Here is a 16,593-nt window from a genome sequence, read left to right as displayed (position 1 = left end):
GGGCATCGCCGACTGGTGGCCGATCCACCGGCCGCCGCCCCTGTTCAGCGACCTGGACCCGCAGACGCGCATGTTCGAAACCGGCCTCAAGGTCGTCGATCTGCTCGAGCCTTACGTGCTCGGCGGCAAGATCGGGCTCTTCGGCGGGGCGGGCGTGGGTAAGACCGTCCTGATCCTCGAGATGATCACCCGGGTGGCCAAACAGCACGGCGGAGTGTCGGTGTTCGGTGGGGTGGGCGAGCGCACCCGCGAAGGCAACGACCTCTGGCTGGAGATGCAGGAGTCGGGCGTCATCAAGAACACCGCGCTCGTGTACGGCCAGATGGACGAGCCACCCGGCGTGCGCCTCCGCGTCGCCCTCTCGGCGGTCACGATGGCCGAGTACTTCCGCGACGTGCAGCTCCAGGACGTGCTGCTGTTCATCGACAACATCTTCCGGTTCACCCAGGCCGGCTCCGAGGTGTCTACCCTGCTCGGCCGCATGCCGTCCGCGGTGGGTTACCAGCCGACGCTGGCGGACGAGATGGGCCAGCTGCAGGAGCGGATCACCTCGACCCGGGGTCACTCGATCACCTCGGTGCAGGCGATCTACGTCCCCGCGGACGACATCACCGACCCGGCGCCGCACACCACCTTCGCCCACCTGGACGCGACGACGGTGCTCTCCCGGCCGATCACCCAGAAGGGCATCTACCCGGCGGTGGACCCGCTGGACTCGACCTCCCGGATCCTGGACCCGCGGTACATCACCAAGGAGCACTACGAGACCGCCTCCCGGGTCAAGGCGATCCTGCAGAAGTACAAGGACCTGCAGGACATCATCGCGATCCTCGGCGTGGACGAGCTGTCCGAGGAGGACAAGATCACCGTGCAGCGGGCGCGGCGGATCGAGCGCTTTCTGTCCCAGAACACCTTCGTGGCCAAGAACTTCACCGGCCTCGAGGGCTCGTTCGTGCCGCTGGAGGAGACCATCGCGGCGTTCACCGCGATCGCCGACGGCAAGTACGACCACGTGCCGGAGCAGGCGTTCTTCATGTGCGGCGGGCTCGAGGACCTCGAGCGCAAGGCCAAGGAACTGGCCAAGTGAGCGCCCGCCGCCGCGGCCTCGGCTGCGGCGGCGGGCGTCCCGGGCCGGGGCCGCGGCTGGGATCGGACGGGCCCGGGCGGGTGGCATGCGGCCGCCAGCCCGGCGGTCGGCCGCCGCGAGGTTCGATAGGCTATTGAAGGATCAACGAGTAGAGGGGCCGCACCGTGGCTGAACTCGAAGTGGCGCTGGTCGCGGCGGACCGGCAGGTCTGGAGCGGCAAGGCGTCGATGGTCATCGCGAAGACCGCCGACGGCGACATCGGCGTCATGCCGGGGCACCAGCCGGTCATGTCCGTGCTCAAGCCCTCGGTGGCGACGATCAGGACCCTGGAGGACGGCGCGCCCGGACCGGTGCTCAAGGTCGCGCTGCACGGCGGGTTCATCGCCGTGGACGAGAATCGGGTGTCGCTGCTGAGCGAGGCCGCCGAGCTGGCCGATGAGATCGACGCCGCGCGGGCGCAGGAGGCGCTGACGCGGGCTCAGGCCGGCGAGTTCGGGCCGGACTCGGAGGCCGCCACCGCCCGCGCCGAGCTGCGTCTGCGCACGGTCGGCCGCGGCCCGCAGCAGGCGTGACGAGGAACGCGATCCGATCCGGCCGCGGCGCGGGCGGACCGGCGACCGAAGTATCAGAAGTCGAAGTCGGAAGGACGGCAGGACCAGGGTGAGCGACCTCGGCGAGCGATGGCGGTGTCGGCGGTGATCGCCGCGCTGCTGGAGGGCTTGGCGGTCGCCTGCCTCATCGGCCTGTGCGCCATAGGTGCCCTCTTCACCCGGCGGGTAGCCATCCGCCGACGAGGCGGTACGTTCGACTGCAGCCTGCGTCTGACCCCGGCGAGCGAGGGGGCGGCGCGGGCTGCGGCGCGTTTCGGGGAGCTGCGGCAGGAGAGCGACCAGCGCACCCGCGCGCACGCCGGCACTCACCCGCATGGCAGCCATGCGCACTCACAATCGCATTCCGTATTCGAGCCTGGGCAGCAGCCCGCGGGGTCGGCGTCCGTAAGGGGCCCGGCCCCTGTTGCTCTCCCGGTCCCGCGAGCGCAGCGCGGCACCCGCGTCCCGTTCAGCGCCTCCGGCGTGCGTGCGGGACGCGGCTGGTCCTACGGCATCGCGCAGTACGAAAACGACCGGATCGACTGGTACCGCATCTTCTCCTACGCGTACCGCCCCGCCGCAGTACTGACCCGCAAAGACCTCGAGGTCGTAGGCCGCCGTGACGCCGAAGGCAACGAGGAACTCGCGCTCTTCCCTGGCTGGACCATCGTCGAGTGCCGCTTCGGGGCGGGACTCGTTGAGTTGGCCATGTCGCCGGACGCGCTCACTGGATTCCTGTCGTGGCTCGAGGCCGCGCCCCCGGGGCAGAACGTCAGCCGCGTGTCCTGACTGGGCTTGCCGCTCTGGCGCTTCGCTTCCGCCCTACGGCTGCGCGGGCAGCTCGGCGGCCAGCCAAGCCGGGAGACGGTCGAGGCAGTCGGACCAGCCCTGCGCGTGCTCGTCGCGGCTCGGGTCGTCGTCGAAGCGCTCGTGAACCAGGGTTAGCACCGTGCCCCCGGCGCTCGAGGCGGGCGGGCTCCCTACTCCTGCTCCTCGCGTGTGCCGCCGGGCTTCCAGAGGACGTCGCCGACGGTGGCGTGGTTGGCGGTCCGCGCCAGGATGAACAGCAGGTCCGACAGGCGGTTGAGGTACTTGGCGGTCAGCGGATTCATCGTGTCGCCGTGTACGTCGAGCGCAGCCCAGGCCGAGCGCTCGGCCCGCCGGGTGACTGTGCGCGCCACGTGCAGCAGTGCCGAGCCGGGGGTGCCGCCGGGCAGGACGAAGGACCGAAGCTTCGGCAAATCCTCGTTGAAGCGGTCGCAGTCCCGTTCAAGCCGATCGATGTCGCGCTGCTCGATCCTCAGTGGAGGAAACTCGGGATTTTCCACGACCGGATTGCACAGGTCCGCCCCGACATCGAACAGTTCGTTCTGGATCCGGGTCAGCACCTTCGCGACCGGCTCCGGCAGGGCGCCGAGCGCGACCGCCACGCCAACGGCCGAATTCGCCTCGTCCACGTCGGCGTAGGCGACCAGTCGCGGATCGTTCTTCGAAGTCTTGCTCATGTCGCCGAGACTGGTCGTCCCGTCGTCGCCGGTCCGGGTGTAGATCCGCGTGAGGTTCACCATAGGCGCAGCGTACCCGGCCGTCCTAGGGCGTACTCGGCCAGACGGTACGCTGCCGGAGGCAGGTCGTTACCAGCGAGTACCGCTACGAGTGGGTACCGAGCACGCATAAGGAGCGTGGAGCGTGGCAAAGCAGCTCGCCGTGATCGGCGCCGGACTGATGGGCTCCGGGATCGCACAGGTGTCCGCCGTGGCGGGATATGACGTGGTGCTGCGCGACGTCACCCCCGAGGCGACCGCGCGCGGACTGGCCGCGATCAAGGCCTCGTTGCAGAAGTTCACCGCCAAGGGGAAGATCGCCGCGGCGGACGCCGAGGCGGCGCTCGGCCGGATCACCATGACGACCGACCTGGGCGCGGCCGGCGAGGCCGACATCGTGGTCGAGGCGGTGTTCGAGGACATCGAGGTCAAGCACTCGGTCTTCCGCGAACTGGACAAGATCTGCAAGGACGACGCGGTCCTGGGCACCAACACCTCCGCGCTGCCGATCACCCAGATCGCCGCGGTCACCGGCCGCCCCGAGTCGGTGGTCGGCACCCACTTCTTCTCGCCGGTGCCGATGATGTCGCTGTGCGAACTGGTGCGCGGCTACAAGACCTCGGACGAGGCGCTGGCCGCCGCCCGCGCGTTCGCCGAGGAGGTCGGCAAGACGTGCATCGTGGTCAACCGGGACGTGGCCGGCTTCGTGACCACCCGCCTGATCGCCGCGCTCACCGTCGAGGCGGTCCGGCTGCTGGAGACCGGCGTGGCCACCGCCGAGGACATCGACCTGGCCTGCAAGCTCGGCTTCGGCCACGCGATGGGCCCGCTCGCCACCGCCGACCTGACCGGCGTGGACATCATGCGCAACGCCTCCCGCAACATCTACAACGAGACACACGACTCGAAGTTCGCGGCGCCGGAGCTGCTGAACCGGATGGTCAGCGCCGGCGCGCTGGGCCGCAAGACCGGCAAAGGCTTCTACGACTACGAGGACTGAGACGCGAGCGGCGGTCACCGCAGGAATGCCAAGAGTCTTTCAAGCGCGGTGAATTGCGGCTTTGACGCTCACACATGAGCGCGGGCCTGGGCAACGGATCAGATGTCCGTTGCCCAGGCCCGTGGGCTCGGTGCCGCGGTCGGTCAGTCGCGCGAGCCGGCGTCGAGCGCCTGGCCGCGCAGCGTCCGCAACGTCCCGTCGCGGTGCTCGCGCAGCATCCGCTTGAGCGCCGGCGGGACCGTCGCCTCGTCGCGCGCCAGCACCGCGTCCACGCCCTCGACGACCCGCTGCTCCACGGTGAGCACCGGGTACAGGCCGTGGACGAGCATCTGCGCCATGTGCGGCGTGCGCGCCGCCCAGAGGTCCGCCACCTTATCGAAGAACCGGTCCGCGTACGGCGCCATCAGTTCCCGCTGGTCCGGCTGGCGGAAGCCGGTGAGGACCGCGAGCAGCGTCTCGTTCGGCATCTCGTCCGAGTCCACCATCGCTGCCCACGCCGACGCCTTAGCCTCGATCGTCGGCTGCGCGGCGCGGGCCGAGGCGGCGTGCCGCTGCCCGGCCGCGGTCGGGTCCCGCTCCGCCTCCGCCGAGATCTGCGCCTCGCCCGCCCGGCCGGTCGCGGCCAGCCGGTGCAGCAGCGCCCAGCGCAGGTCGGTGTCGACCTCGAGCCCTTCGATCGACTCGGTGCCGCCAAGCAGCCCGCTCAGCAGGCTCAGATGCTCGTCCGAGCGTGCGACCGCGGCGAGCGTGCGCGCCCAGGCCAGCTGCACGTCGCTGCCCGGTGCCGCCATCAGCAGCTGGGCGTGCGCGAACGACGCCCACCTCGCCGAGCCCTCCTCCCGCCACGCCGGGTCGGCGTACAGGTCGATGGCCGACTTCGCCTGTCGCTGGAGCGACTGGAGCACGCCGATGTCCGTCTCCCGCTGCGCGCCGGAGATGACCAGCGCCACGTAGTCACGCGCGGGCAGTTCGGCGTTGCGCATCATGTCCCACGCGGCGACCCAGCTCAGCGCGCGCGGCAGGGACTCGGTGAAGTTGTCGATCGACTCCACCAGCGTGGCGATGGACCGCTCGTCGAAGCGGATCCTCGCGTACGACAAGTCGTCGTCGTTGAGCAGCACCAGATCCGGCTGCGCGACCCCGACCAGCTCGGGCACCTCGGTCTGCGCGCCGTCCACGTCGAGTTCGAGCCGACGGGTGCGCACCAGACCCTCGGAGGTGTTGTCGTATAGGCCGACCGCGATCCGGTGCGGCCGCAGCGTCGGGTAGTCCGCCGGGGCCTCCTGCGTGATCGCGAAGCTGCTGTACCGTCCCTCGTCGTCCAGGGTGAAGTCCGGGCGCAGCGTGTTCGGGCCGGCCGTCTCCAGCCACGCCTTCGACCACGCGCCCAGGTCCCGGCCCGAGGACTCCTCGAGCGCTCCCAGCAGGTCGCTCAGCCGGGTGTTGCCCCACGCGTGCCGCTGGAAGTAGGTTCGCAGGCCATTGGTAAAGGCCTCATCCCCGACGTAAGCCACCAGCTGCTTGAGGACCGAGGCGCCCTTCGCGTAGGTGATCCCGTCGAAGTTGACGTACACCTCCTCCAGGTCGCGGATCTCAGCCACGACCGGGTGCGTCGAGGGCAGCTGGTCCTGCGCGTAAGCCCAGGTCTTCTCGGTGTTGGCGAAGGTCGTCCAAGCCCCGGTGAACCGGGTCGCGTCGGCCTGGCAGCGCACCGACGCGTATGTGGCGAACGACTCGTTCAGCCACAGGTCGTTCCACCATTCCATGGTGACCAAGTCGCCGAACCACATGTGCGCCAGCTCGTGCAGGATCGTCTCGGCGCGCCGCTCATAGGCGGCGTCGGTGACCTTCGAGCGGAAGACGTAGTCCTCGCGGAAGGTGACGCAGCCGGCGTTTTCCATCGCCCCCGCGTTGTATTCGGGCACGAACAGCTGGTCGTACTTCGTGAAGGCGTACGGCAGGTCGAACAGCGCCTCGAAGTAGTCGAAGCCCCGCTTGGTGATGTCGAGGATGTCGTCGGCGTCCAGGTACTCGGCCAGGGACTTGCGGCTGGCCACCGCCATGGGGACGACTCGGCCGTCCGCGGCGGTGTAGGTGTCGCGCACCACGTGGTAGTCGCCGGCCACAAGCGCCGTGATGTAGGTCGACATCCGCTCGGACGGCGCGAACCGCCACAGTGCGCGCCCGTCCCCGAGCCTTTCCGGCGTCGGGGTCGGCGAGTTCGAGAACAGCTCCCACCCGTCTTGCGCGGTCACCGTGAACTGGAAGGTCGCCTTGAGGTCCGGCTGCTCGAAGTTGGCGAAAACTCGCCGCGCGTCCGGCACCTCGAACTGCGTGTAGAGCGATACGCCGCCGTCCACTGGGTCGACCATCCGGTGCAAACCCTCGCCGGTGTGGCTGTACGCGCAGGTGGCCCGCACGGTGAGGGTGTTCTGGGCGGCCAGGCCGTCGAGCGCGATCCGCGACTCGGCGAACGCGGAGGCGGGGTCGAGCGGGCGGCCGTTGAGCGTGATCTCGTGGACTTCGGGAGCGACCAGGTCGATGAAGGTGGCGGACCCCGGCTGCGCGGAAAAGCGCACTGTGCTGGTCGACGCGAAGGTCTCCGCGCCGGTGGTCAGGTCGAGCTCGACCTCGTAGGCCGAGACCGACACGAGACGGGCCCGCTCGGCCGCCTCTTCGCGGGTCAGATTGGTACCGGGCACTTTGCTGCACGGCTCCTTACGCATAGGCGCTGTCTTGGTGATTCGATACTCGCACGCTCGGCCCCATCCAGGCATTGGGGATCCGGGAGAGGCGGAATCGAACGACACCGCCGTCTGTTCGCACAGTTGACGCCTGGGGTCCGGATGGCGAGGAATGAGGGAGACTGTAGTGACCGACCGTGATGACGCAAGAGCCGCGGCGGATTTCTGGTTCGACCCGCTGTGCCCGTGGGCCTGGATCGCCAGCCGCTGGATGCTCGAGGTCCAGCAGGTCAGGCCAGTGGACGTGCGCTGGCACGTGATGTCGCTGTCCTATCTGAACCAGGGCCGCGACGAACTGCCGGAGAGGTACCGCGAGATGCTGGACGCGGGCTGGGGTCCGGTGCGCGTCTGCATCGCCGCCGAGCAGAGGTTCGGCAACGAGGCGCTGCTGCCGCTCTACACCGCGCTGGGCAGGCGGCGCCACCAGGAGAAGCTGGAGTTCAGCCGCGAGACGATCGTCGCGGCGCTCGAAGAGGCCGGGCTGCCCGCCGACCTGGCCGACGCCGCCGACTCGACCGAGTACGACGAAGCGCTCAAGGCGTCCCACCACTCCGGCATGGACCAGGTCGGCTACGACGTCGGCACGCCGGTGATCTCGGTGAACGGCGTCGCCTTCTTCGGCCCGGTGGTCTCGCCGATCCCGCGCGGCGAGGCGGCGGCCAAGCTGTGGGACGGCGTGCTGCTGGTGGCCGGCACGGACGGATTCTTCGAGCTCAAGCGCAGCCGCACGCGCGACCCGATCTTCGACTGACAGTCCGTCAGAGGCTCCGTCAGATGCATGGCGAGACGGCGTCCGCGGCCACCCCCCTAGGCCGCGGACGCCGTCGCGTCTTGTCGAAGATCCGATGTCACGCTGTTACTGCTCAGCCCACCTGGGTGCGCTCCGGCTCCCGCTCCGCTTCGGGCAGCGCCGGGGCCGAGACCTCGTCCTCGCGCCGCGCCGGGGAGGGCTCGACCCGCAGGATCCTGGCCGCCCACACCGGCATCCACCAGTTCCACCGGCCGAACAGCGAGATCAGTGCCGGCACGAGCAGCGCGCGCACCACGGTGGCGTCGAGCAGGATGCCCGTGCCGAGCGCCGTCGCGAAGATCTTCACGTCGGTGTCCGGGGCGGAGCCCAGTGCCGCCATCGCCAGGAACAGGATCAGCGCGGCCGAGGTGACCAGCCGCCCGGTGCGCCCGATCCCGGTGACCACGGCCTTGCGCGTCGAGCCGGTCGCGTCGTACTCCTCGCGCATCCGGGACAGGATGAAGACCTCGTAGTCCATCGACAGCCCGTACAGGAACGCGAACACCATCAGCGGAACCCACCCGGTGATCGCGCCGGTCGCCGGGATGCCCCAGATCGCGTGCGAGAGGTAGCCCTTCTGCCAGATCAGCACCAGCGAGCCGTAGACCGCGGCGAGCGACAGCAGGTTGAGCAGCACCGCCTTGATCGGCAGCACGATCGACCGGAACGCGCGGGCCAGCAGGACGAAGGTCAGCAGCGCCAGGATGCCCAGCATCAGCGGGAACGAGCCGTAGACCGCGTGGATCATGTCCACTTCGCCCACGCCCATGCCGCCGACCATCACGCCGGGTACCGCCGCCTCGACCGCCGTGCGCGCCGCCCGAGTCGTGCTCTCGCCCGCCGAACTGGTGCCCTCGTCGGTCGGCACCGCGACCAGCAGCCGGGAGCCCGGACGATCCCAGGCCGGGCCGGTCGGCGCGACCGTGAAGCGGACACCGGACACACCGTCGACCGCGTTCGCGGCGGCGGTTGCCGACCCGGGCTGCGGGACGAGTACCTCGAGCGGGGTGATCACGCCGCTGGAGATCCCCGCGTCGCGCAGCATCACGATGCCGTCGTGCGCCTTGCCGCTCTGCGAGAGAGAGTCGGACGAGGCGTCGCCGACCTTCAGCCCCGTCGCGGTCGCGGCGAGCACCCCCAGCACGACCAGCGCGCCGGCCGTCGCGATCCACCGCCGCCGCACCACCAGGTTCGCCCATGCGGTCCAGCCGCGCGAGGCCTTGTCCTCGTGCCGGATCTTCGGCCAGTCCAGCCGCCGCCCGATGCCGGCGAGCATCGCGGGCACGAGGGTCAGCGTCACGCAGACCGACACCAGTGGGATGATCATGCCGCCGTAGCCGATGGACCGCAGGAACGGCACCGGCAGGATGACGAGCGCGAGCAGTCCGAGCGCGACCGTGACGCCGGAGAACGCCACCGCCCGCCCGGCCGTCTGCATCGCCCGGCGGATCGCGGCGGTGTTGTCGTGTCCGTACGCCAACTCCTCGCGCCACCGGGTGACCAGCAGCAGCGAGTAGTCGATCGCCACGCCGAGCCCGATCAGGCCGACCAGGAATTCCACGATCATCGAGACGGACGTGACCTCGGTGACGCCCAGGATCGCCAGGAACGCGGTCAGCACCGAGACCGCCGCGATCAGCAACGGCACCAGGGCCAACAGCGAGGCGAAGACGAACAGCAGCACGGCCAGCGCCCCGAGGCCGCCGAGGAGGATCTCGTTCAGGATGCTCAGGCCCCCGCTGGATCCGTTGTTCTGCAGCGGCTGCTCGCCGGTGATCCGGACCGTCGAGCCCGGTGGCAGCTCGGCGTTGAGGATCTGCTCCGCCCGCGTGGAGACCTGGTTTTGGATATCCGAGCCGCCCATGCCATCCGCGCCTGCGGTGAAGATGTAGGCGTAGGTCGTGCGGCCGTTGGAGCCGATGAAATCGTGGTTCCCCGTATTGGCGTAGTCGGCGACGCGCGCACCCGGGATCCGGCTCACCGCGTCGAAGGCGGCGGTGACCCGCGGGTCGTTCGCCGAGACCCCCGTGGGCGTCTGCACTACGGGGACGAGGGGCGCGAGCTGTCCGCCGTTGCCGTACTCGGCGACGATGGCCTGGTTCGCGACATAGCTGGGCTGGCCGGGCATCGAGAACGTCTTGTCGAGATGGTTCGACAGCGTCGAGGACGCGGCGATGCCCGCGATGAACGCCGCCAGCCACAGCAGGTACACCCACTTGCGGTGGGTGGTGGTGAAGGCCGAAAGCCGGTCCATGGCCCCGGATCCCCTCCTCGTCTCTGGGTCGTGCGCCGGTTCGGTACCGGCGGCCCCATCCGACAAGGAACCAGTTCGGGCTGGCGAGGTACTGTGCGCAACCTGTGAGGCGTCTGGGAGAGTGGGAACAGAACCGTTAACGGAGGGCACGGATTCGGCGATATCGCCGTCTACGAGCCCGGCGACGGGCAGCCGCACGGTGAGGACCGTTCCGCATCCGGGAACCGACCTGACCTCGGCATGGCCGCCGTGCGCGGCCGCGACCGAGGCTACGATCGACAGCCCCAGGCCAGAGCCGCCCGCTCCGTCGCCCCGCTTACGCGACGCGTCGGCCCGATAGAAGCGTTCGAAGACCCGCTGCTGCTGCTCCGGGGTCAGGCCCGGACCCGCGTCGGCGACCTCGAGAACCGCGCACTCGCCCTCGCGGCGCACCGTCACCGACGCGGGCGTGCCTTCCGGGGTGTGGGCACGCACATTCGACAGCAGATTCGCCAGCAGCTGCCGCAACCGGTCGCCGTCACCGCGCACTTCGACGCTCGCCGCACCGTTCTCGCCGGGCGCGCCGCCGAAGACGGTCGCGTCCACGGGCCACTGCGGCCCGGCAGCCTGCGAGTCGCGGGCGGCGTCCCGCGCCAGTGCGCCGAGGTCCACCCGTTCGCGCCCGAGCGGCCGCCCCGAGTCGAGGCGGGCCAGCAGCAGCAGCTCGTCGACGAGCACTCCCATCCGGGCCGACTCGGATTCGATCCGCCGCATCGCCAGCGCCAGATCCTCCGGCCGCGAGGCGGCGCCGCGGCGGAACAGCTCTGCGTAACCGCGGATCGAGGCGAGCGGGGTGCGCAGTTCGTGCGAGGCGTCGGCGATGAAGCGGCGCAGCCGGTGCTCCGAGGCGCGCTGCTCGGCGAAGGAGTGCTCGAGGCGCGCGAGCATGGTGTTCACCGAGGCGCCGACCTGGCCGATCTCGGTGTTCGGGTCGTCCGGCTCGACCCGGTGGTCCAGCTCCCCGGCGCCGATCGCCACGATCCGGTCGCTCATGTCCTCGAACGGTTTGAGCTGCCGCCTGATCCGGGTGTTGGACATCAGGCCGACCAGCAGCCACGCGATCACCCAGATGCCGATCTCGAACTTGCCCACCGAGGCCATGGTGTCGGTGATGTCCTGCTCGGACATGGCCAGCACCAGGAAGCCGTGGCCGTTGGGCAACCGGGAGGCACGCACCCGGTAAGCGGGTGCGTGCAGCCCGCCGCCGCCGGTGGCGGCGTTGGCGTCGAAGAGCCGTGCGCCGTCGCCGTTCGCGCCGGTGCCGGCCGGCCCCACCGCCAGGTCGGCGGGCAGGCTCGGCTGGGCGTTCGTCCCGCCCGGGTCGAAGATGACGGCGCCGTTGAGATCGCGCAGCTCGATGAAAACCGGCAGCAATCCGGTGGCTGCGATCTCGTGCCAGGTCTGGACGGTGGGGCCGGAACCCCCGAGGGTGAGCGGCGCGCCGGGCGGGGTGCCGGCGGCGTATGCGTCGAGGACCTGCGCGGTGGCGTCGAGCTGGTGGTCGATTCGGTTCATCAGGACCGTGTGCACCGAGAAGTAGGTGCCGACGGAGAAGATGGTCAGCGCCAGCGCGAGCCAGATCAGCAGGGTGTGCATCAGCCGCCTGCGCAGCGAGCGGGCGCGGGGCAGACGGGGCAGCCGCATGGCTCGCATAGGCACTCAGTCCTTTGGCAGGCGCAAGGTGTAGCCGACTCCGCGGACGGTGTGGATCAAGGGCTCGCGGTCCTTGTCCACCTTCTTGCGCAGGTAGGAGATGTAGGTCTCGACGACGTTGTCGCCGCCTCCGAAGTCGTACTGCCAGACGTGGTCGAGGATCTGCGCCTTGGACACGACCCGTCCGGCATTGAGCAGCAGGTAGCGCAGCAGCTTGAACTCGGTCGGGGTCAGGTCGAGCGGCACGCCGGAGCGGCGGGCCTCGTGCGCGTCCTCATCGACGACCAGGTCGGCGAACTCGAGCCGGGCGTCCTCGAGGTCCGGGCGGGTGCGCCGCAGCACGGCGCGGATGCGGGCGATGAGCTCGTCGAGTGCGAACGGCTTGGTCACGTAGTCGTCGCCGCCGACCGTGAGCCCGTTGACTTTGTCCTCGGTGGCGTCGCGGGCGGTGAGGAAGACGACGGGCAGCCGGACGCCCTGCGAGCGCAGCCGGGAGCAGACCTCCAGCCCGGTGTAGTCCGGCAGCATCACATCCAGCACGGCCAGGTCGGGCGCGAACTCGGCGTTCTTCGCCAGGGCCTCGCGCCCGGTCGACGCGGTCGCCACCTCGAAGCCCTCGTAGCGCAGTGCCAGCCCGACCAGTTCGGTGATCGCCGCCTCGTCGTCCACCACCAGGACGCGCGCCTCTGGTTTGCCCCCCGCCCGCTCGCCCATCCGCTGCTCCCGCCTGTCCCGATGCCGACGCGCAGTCGGACACACGACCGCGCCACACTCGCGCCCAACGTATGCAGCGCCGCTGTGCCACCCCTGGGGCAATCCTGAGAGTCACCTGTGAGAAACCCTCGCCGCTCCTGATGATCGCATAAGCACCCGGCGGCTGGTCCACGCGTCACTCGGACGAGGCGGGCACAGGCATGCGGCCCCATGGGAGACTGCACGCATGCGAATCTTCCTCGGCTCCGACCACGCCGGCTTCGAGCTCAAGCAGCACCTGGTCGACCGGCTCAAGGAACTCGGCCACGAGCCGGTCGACGTCGGCCCGCACGCCTACGACGCCGCCGACGACTACCCGCCCTACGTGATGCGCGCGGCGAAGGCCGCGGCCGACGAGCCGGGCTCCCTCGGCATCGTGATCGGCGGTTCCGGCAACGGTGAGGTCATCGCCGCCGACAAGGTGCCCGGTGTACGGGCCGCGCTGGTGTGGAACGAGCAGACCGCCACCCTCGCGCGCGAGCACAACGACGCCAACGTCATCAGCCTCGGCGCCCGCATGCACCCGCTCGGGGACGCGACGCGATTCGTCGAGCTGTTCGTCGCGACCCCGTTCAGCAACGACCCGCGGCACGTCCGGCGGATCGCGATGATCAGCGAATTCGAGAAGACCGGCGAGCTGCCCGCGGTGCCGGAGGCAGGGGCCGGAGAGTAGGCCGGCTCTCGGATTCGCGTGTTCGGATCAACCGATGATCTGCACTTACACCCCTTCCGCGGAGACGTCCCGGGTCGGGCATCGCACCGCAAACCGTCCCAAGTCATCCAATCGGGTGATTGCGTGACCATCCGCCCACGGCGCCGACCCTGGCGGGTGACGTGGGCGCCAACGGGTCGATATGGTCCCGGCATGGTGGTGACGTCCTCGGCCCTCGTGGTGTCCGGCCGGTCCGGCGGTGGCCGGGGCCGGCGGGCGGCCGCAGCGCTCTGGGTGCGCACCTCCGTGCTGCCCTCCGAGGGCTTCCTCGTTCCGGTCCTGATCGCCCTCGCCGCGCTCGTGGGCGTGCTCGCCCACCTGCACGCCCTGTGGGTCCAGGACTCGATGGTGACGCTGCCGCTGCTGCTCGGCGGCTTCCTGCTGCGCTTCACCGCGCAGCTCGTCTTGCTCGCCGCCTGCGCGCTCGTGGTGGTCGCGGATGAGCTGACCACCCGCCCGATCCGCCCCGCGCCCGGCACGATCCTGCTGGTCGGGATCACCGCGCTGGTCGTGTTGGTGATGTCGCGTCAGCGGGTGCGGCTCGGGGTGCGCGGCACCCGCGGCGAATCCATGCTCTTCGACCTGCGCGAACGGCTCCAGGCCCAGGGGCGGGTGCCCAGGCTGCCGCGGGGCTGGCATCTGGAGTTCGCGATGCGCTCGGCCGGGGGCCAGTCCTTCGCGGGCGACTTCCTGGTCGCCGCCAAGAGCGATTCCGGCCCGGACGGCTCCCCAGCCGGACCGGGCCGCCTGCAGCTCAGCCTGGTCGACGTCTCCGGTAAGGGGCTGCAAGCGGGCACCCGCGCGCTGTTGCTCTCCGGGGCGTTCGGCGGCCTGCTCGGCTCGGTCCCGGCCGACGAATTCCTCAGCGCCGCGAACGGGTATCTGCTGCGGCAGGGCTGGGAGGAGGGTTTCGCGACGGCGGTGCACCTCGCGGTCGACATGGCGACCGGCGAATACGAGTGTTACAGCGCGGGCCATCCGCCGATCGCCCAGCTCTCGTCCGGGTCGGGCCGCTGGTCGCTGTGCGAGACCCCGGGACCGCTGCTCGGGATCCTGCCGGACGCCGAGTACCGGCCCACCCGCGGCCGCCTGGAGAGCGGCGACGGCCTGCTGATGTTCACCGACGGGCTGATCGAGCAGCCCGGCCGGGATCTGGCGGTCGGCCTCGACCGCCTGCTCGGCGCCGCGCAATCGCTCCAGGCGAAGGGCTTCGGCGGCGGCGCGGAGCGGGTCGTGGACGCCGTGGCCCGCAAGACGGATGACGACCGGGCGCTCGTCGTGCTCTGGCGCGCCTGAGCCGGAACGGCTGCTCTCCGAAGTTGACCAGGCCCCGCGGCGTCACTCGCCGCGGGGCCCGCTCGCTTCAACCGATCCGAAGTGGTGCTGGTTCAAGCATGTGTTGGTTCAGAGCACCGCGTCAGTTCAGGCTGCCCAGCACCTGGTTGATCTCGGGCGCAGCGGTTGAGGCACCGAAGCCGCCACCGACCGCCAGCGCCGCGACCGCGTAATCGCCCTTGAACAGGATCGTCCAACTGTTGTCGCTCTTGCCCTGGACCTGAGCGGTACCGGTCTTCGCGTAGACGCCGGCGGTGTTGCTGATCACACCGCCTGCCAGGGTGCCCCCGCTGTCGGTGAGCACCGCGTGCATGAGCGTCTTGAGATTGCTCTGCGTCGACGAGGACAGCGGCGTGCCGGTGATCTGCTGAGTGCCGGGCACCAGGGTCGGGGACTTGAAGCCTCCGCTGTCGATCGTCGCCGCCACCGCCGCCATCGCGAGGGGCGAGGTGGTGATCTGGTCTTGGCCGACCAGCTCCTCCGAGAGGGCGTTGCTGGGGGTGTTCGGGACGTTGCCGTACACCGTCGGCGAGCCGAGGCCGACGTCCCAGGGCTGATTGAAGCCGTAGTAGTCGTGCGCGGTGGAGACCAGCTGATCTCGGGTGACCTGATTGTGGAAGCTGCTGAACGCGTTGTTGCAGGAGGCCGCGAAGTCTGTGCGGAAGGAGTTACCCGTGCCGACCTCGCTCTCGCTGTTGTGCAGGGTGATCCCGTCCGCGTTGAGCGTCGCGGGGCACGGGACGGTCTGGTTCAGGTCGGTGACCTTGCCCGAGTTGAGCAGCAGCGTGGTGGTGATGGTCTTGAACGTCGAGCCCGGGGCGTACTTGCCCAGCATCGCGGTGTCCAGGCCGTTCGGGGGGTTGTTGGCGACAGCCAGGATATTGCCGGTCGAGGGCTGGATGATCACCATCGAGCTGTTCGGCGCCCGGCTCACCGCCGACTGGGCCGCGGCCTCGATGGTGGCGTCGATCGTCGTCTTGACCGACGCCGTGTCGACCGGGTCGGAGATCTTCGTGATCGTGGAGACCACGGTTCCGTCGGCCTTCTCGATCTGCACCTTCTGGCCGGGGGTGCCGCCGACCGGGGCGTTCTTCTCGAGGACGGCGATGATGTTGGTCAGGCTCGGCGCGTTGGAGCTGGTCAGCTGGGTGCCGTTGCGGTCCGAGACGGAACTGGCGGTCGGCGGGATGGTGCCGATGCCGAGCTTCTCGCCCGCGGTCAGGCTGGTGAACAGCACGCTCGGCTGCCACTTCACGAACCACCGGGTGACCCCGTCCACGCTGCCCTGGTAGGCGGCCAGGCCCGAGCTGTAGCTCCAGGCGCTGGCGGGGGTGCCGATCTGAGCGGTGACGTTGAACGTCATCCAGCCGGCGCCGGTGGCCGATCCGGGCATGATCGTCAGACCGCTCACCTTGAGGTCGGACTTGTACGCGGTGAGCGCGGTGAGCGCCGCGGTCGGATTGTCGGTGATGTTCGCCGCCGCCCGGAGGCCGCCGTTCTGCCAGGCCGTGAGGAACGCGGTGCCGGTCTGCGTCGCGTCCGAGCCGGCGTCGGAGCCGCTGGGGGAGAAGCCGACGGTCGGCACCGGCTTGGCGGACAACCCGGGGATGTTGACGGTCTTGGTGAGCACGAGCGCCGCCGCGATCGCCACCGCGATGAAGCCCACGATCGAGGTGATGAGCAGCGCGCGCTTGCGGCTGCCGCGCGGGCGCCCGGGGTCGTCGTAGTCGTATTCGTCGAAGTCGTCGTAGTGGCTACCGGGGGGCACGTAGCCGTCGTGGGTACGTATGGCGCCCGGTGGCGTGTACGGGCTCGCCTGATAGGACGCGGGAGCGTTGGGATAGACGCCCTGCCGCGAGTAGCCCCGCTGTGGCTGTGGCTGTCCCCACGCGACACCGGTTTCCGCCGCGCCGGGTTGGGCCTGGGAGGTCGGCTGCGGAAGCGCGACGGTGGTCGGTTGCGGCACCGGCTGAGTTTTGGGCTGCTGCGGCGACGTGCCGGTCGGGGACTCCCGTACGGCCATGCCGCCGGTCGGACGCTCGCGCGGCAGGTCAGGCTTCGGTATGGCCTGCGTGGGCGCGCTCGCCGGCGT

The 16,593-nt window shown here is 70.1% G+C and carries 13 protein-coding genes; 7 read left to right on the top strand and 6 right to left on the bottom strand.

The features are described 5' to 3' along the window. The 3 genes from atpD to VGZ32_RS09720 all read left to right on the top strand — a co-directional run. The coding region (gene atpD, locus VGZ32_RS09730) for a F0F1 ATP synthase subunit beta (RefSeq protein ID WP_326885571.1) at positions 1–1,087 on the top strand (1,087 nt) is incomplete at its 5' end. 164 nt (positions 1,088–1,251) lie between these two features. After that, positions 1,252–1,659 carry a F0F1 ATP synthase subunit epsilon gene (locus VGZ32_RS09725; RefSeq protein WP_326885570.1) on the top strand — a complete coding sequence of 136 codons (408 nt, stop codon included), beginning with the start codon at positions 1,252–1,254 and terminating at the stop codon, positions 1,657–1,659. A 108-nt stretch (positions 1,660–1,767) separates the two neighbouring features. Then, positions 1,768–2,466, top strand: a complete 699-nt coding sequence (locus VGZ32_RS09720) for a DUF2550 domain-containing protein (protein ID WP_326885569.1) — start codon at positions 1,768–1,770, stop codon at positions 2,464–2,466. A 33-nt stretch (positions 2,467–2,499) separates the two neighbouring features. Here the strand turns inward: VGZ32_RS09720 and VGZ32_RS09715 are convergent, their stop codons facing one another. Together VGZ32_RS09715 and VGZ32_RS09710 are read right to left on the bottom strand one after the other, a co-directional pair. Continuing rightward, a complete protein-coding gene (locus VGZ32_RS09715; RefSeq protein ID WP_326885568.1) occupies positions 2,500–2,625 on the bottom strand; it encodes a hypothetical protein in 126 nt (41 codons plus the stop codon). Positions 2,626–2,657: 32 nt separating this feature from the next. Beyond that, entirely contained in the window at positions 2,658–3,245 is a 588-nt protein-coding gene (locus VGZ32_RS09710) for a cob(I)yrinic acid a,c-diamide adenosyltransferase (protein ID WP_326885567.1), read from the bottom strand. A gap of 121 nt (positions 3,246–3,366) precedes the next feature. Between VGZ32_RS09710 and VGZ32_RS09705 the strand changes: the two genes are divergently transcribed. Beyond that, entirely contained in the window at positions 3,367–4,221 is an 855-nt protein-coding gene (locus VGZ32_RS09705) for a 3-hydroxyacyl-CoA dehydrogenase family protein (protein WP_326885566.1), read from the top strand. A gap of 143 nt (positions 4,222–4,364) precedes the next feature. On the opposite strand, the gene pepN is transcribed toward VGZ32_RS09705, so the two are convergent. Next, positions 4,365–6,923: an aminopeptidase N gene (gene pepN, locus VGZ32_RS09700; RefSeq protein WP_326885565.1), complete on the bottom strand. Its 2,559-nt coding sequence runs from the start codon at positions 6,921–6,923 to the stop codon at positions 4,365–4,367. 169 nt (positions 6,924–7,092) lie between these two features. Between pepN and VGZ32_RS09695 the strand changes: the two genes are divergently transcribed. Next, entirely contained in the window at positions 7,093–7,716 is a 624-nt protein-coding gene (locus VGZ32_RS09695; protein WP_326885564.1) for a DsbA family protein, read from the top strand. Positions 7,717–7,828: 112 nt separating this feature from the next. On the opposite strand, the gene VGZ32_RS09690 is transcribed toward VGZ32_RS09695, so the two are convergent. Together VGZ32_RS09690 and VGZ32_RS09685 are read right to left on the bottom strand one after the other, a co-directional pair. Continuing rightward, on the bottom strand, positions 7,829–11,692 hold the full coding sequence (locus tag VGZ32_RS09690; RefSeq protein ID WP_326885563.1) for an MMPL family transporter: 3,864 nt from the start codon (positions 11,690–11,692) through the stop codon (positions 7,829–7,831). A gap of 15 nt (positions 11,693–11,707) precedes the next feature. Then, the gene (locus VGZ32_RS09685) at positions 11,708–12,415 is read right to left on the bottom strand and encodes a response regulator transcription factor (RefSeq protein WP_326885562.1); all 708 of its coding nucleotides are present in this window, start codon (positions 12,413–12,415) and stop codon (positions 11,708–11,710) included. 226 nt (positions 12,416–12,641) lie between these two features. Between VGZ32_RS09685 and VGZ32_RS09680 the strand changes: the two genes are divergently transcribed. Continuing rightward, positions 12,642–13,127, top strand: a complete 486-nt coding sequence (locus tag VGZ32_RS09680) for a ribose-5-phosphate isomerase (RefSeq protein WP_326885561.1) — start codon at positions 12,642–12,644, stop codon at positions 13,125–13,127. Between the two features lie 192 nt (positions 13,128–13,319). After that, on the top strand, positions 13,320–14,462 hold the full coding sequence (locus VGZ32_RS09675; RefSeq protein ID WP_326885560.1) for a PP2C family protein-serine/threonine phosphatase: 1,143 nt from the start codon (positions 13,320–13,322) through the stop codon (positions 14,460–14,462). A 121-nt stretch (positions 14,463–14,583) separates the two neighbouring features. On the opposite strand, the gene VGZ32_RS09670 is transcribed toward VGZ32_RS09675, so the two are convergent. Beyond that, a partial coding sequence (locus VGZ32_RS09670; RefSeq protein WP_326885559.1) for a penicillin-binding transpeptidase domain-containing protein occupies positions 14,584–16,593 on the bottom strand: 2,010 nt, incomplete at its 5' end.

Origin of the sequence: Actinocrinis sp. (genome assembly GCF_035938995.1) — a bacterium.
In the GTDB taxonomy this organism is placed as follows: Bacteria; Actinomycetota; Actinomycetes; order Streptomycetales; family Catenulisporaceae; genus DASZGI01.
The sequence above is the reverse complement of the archived record's forward strand: the minus strand, read 5'-3'. Positions and strand labels throughout refer to the sequence as shown.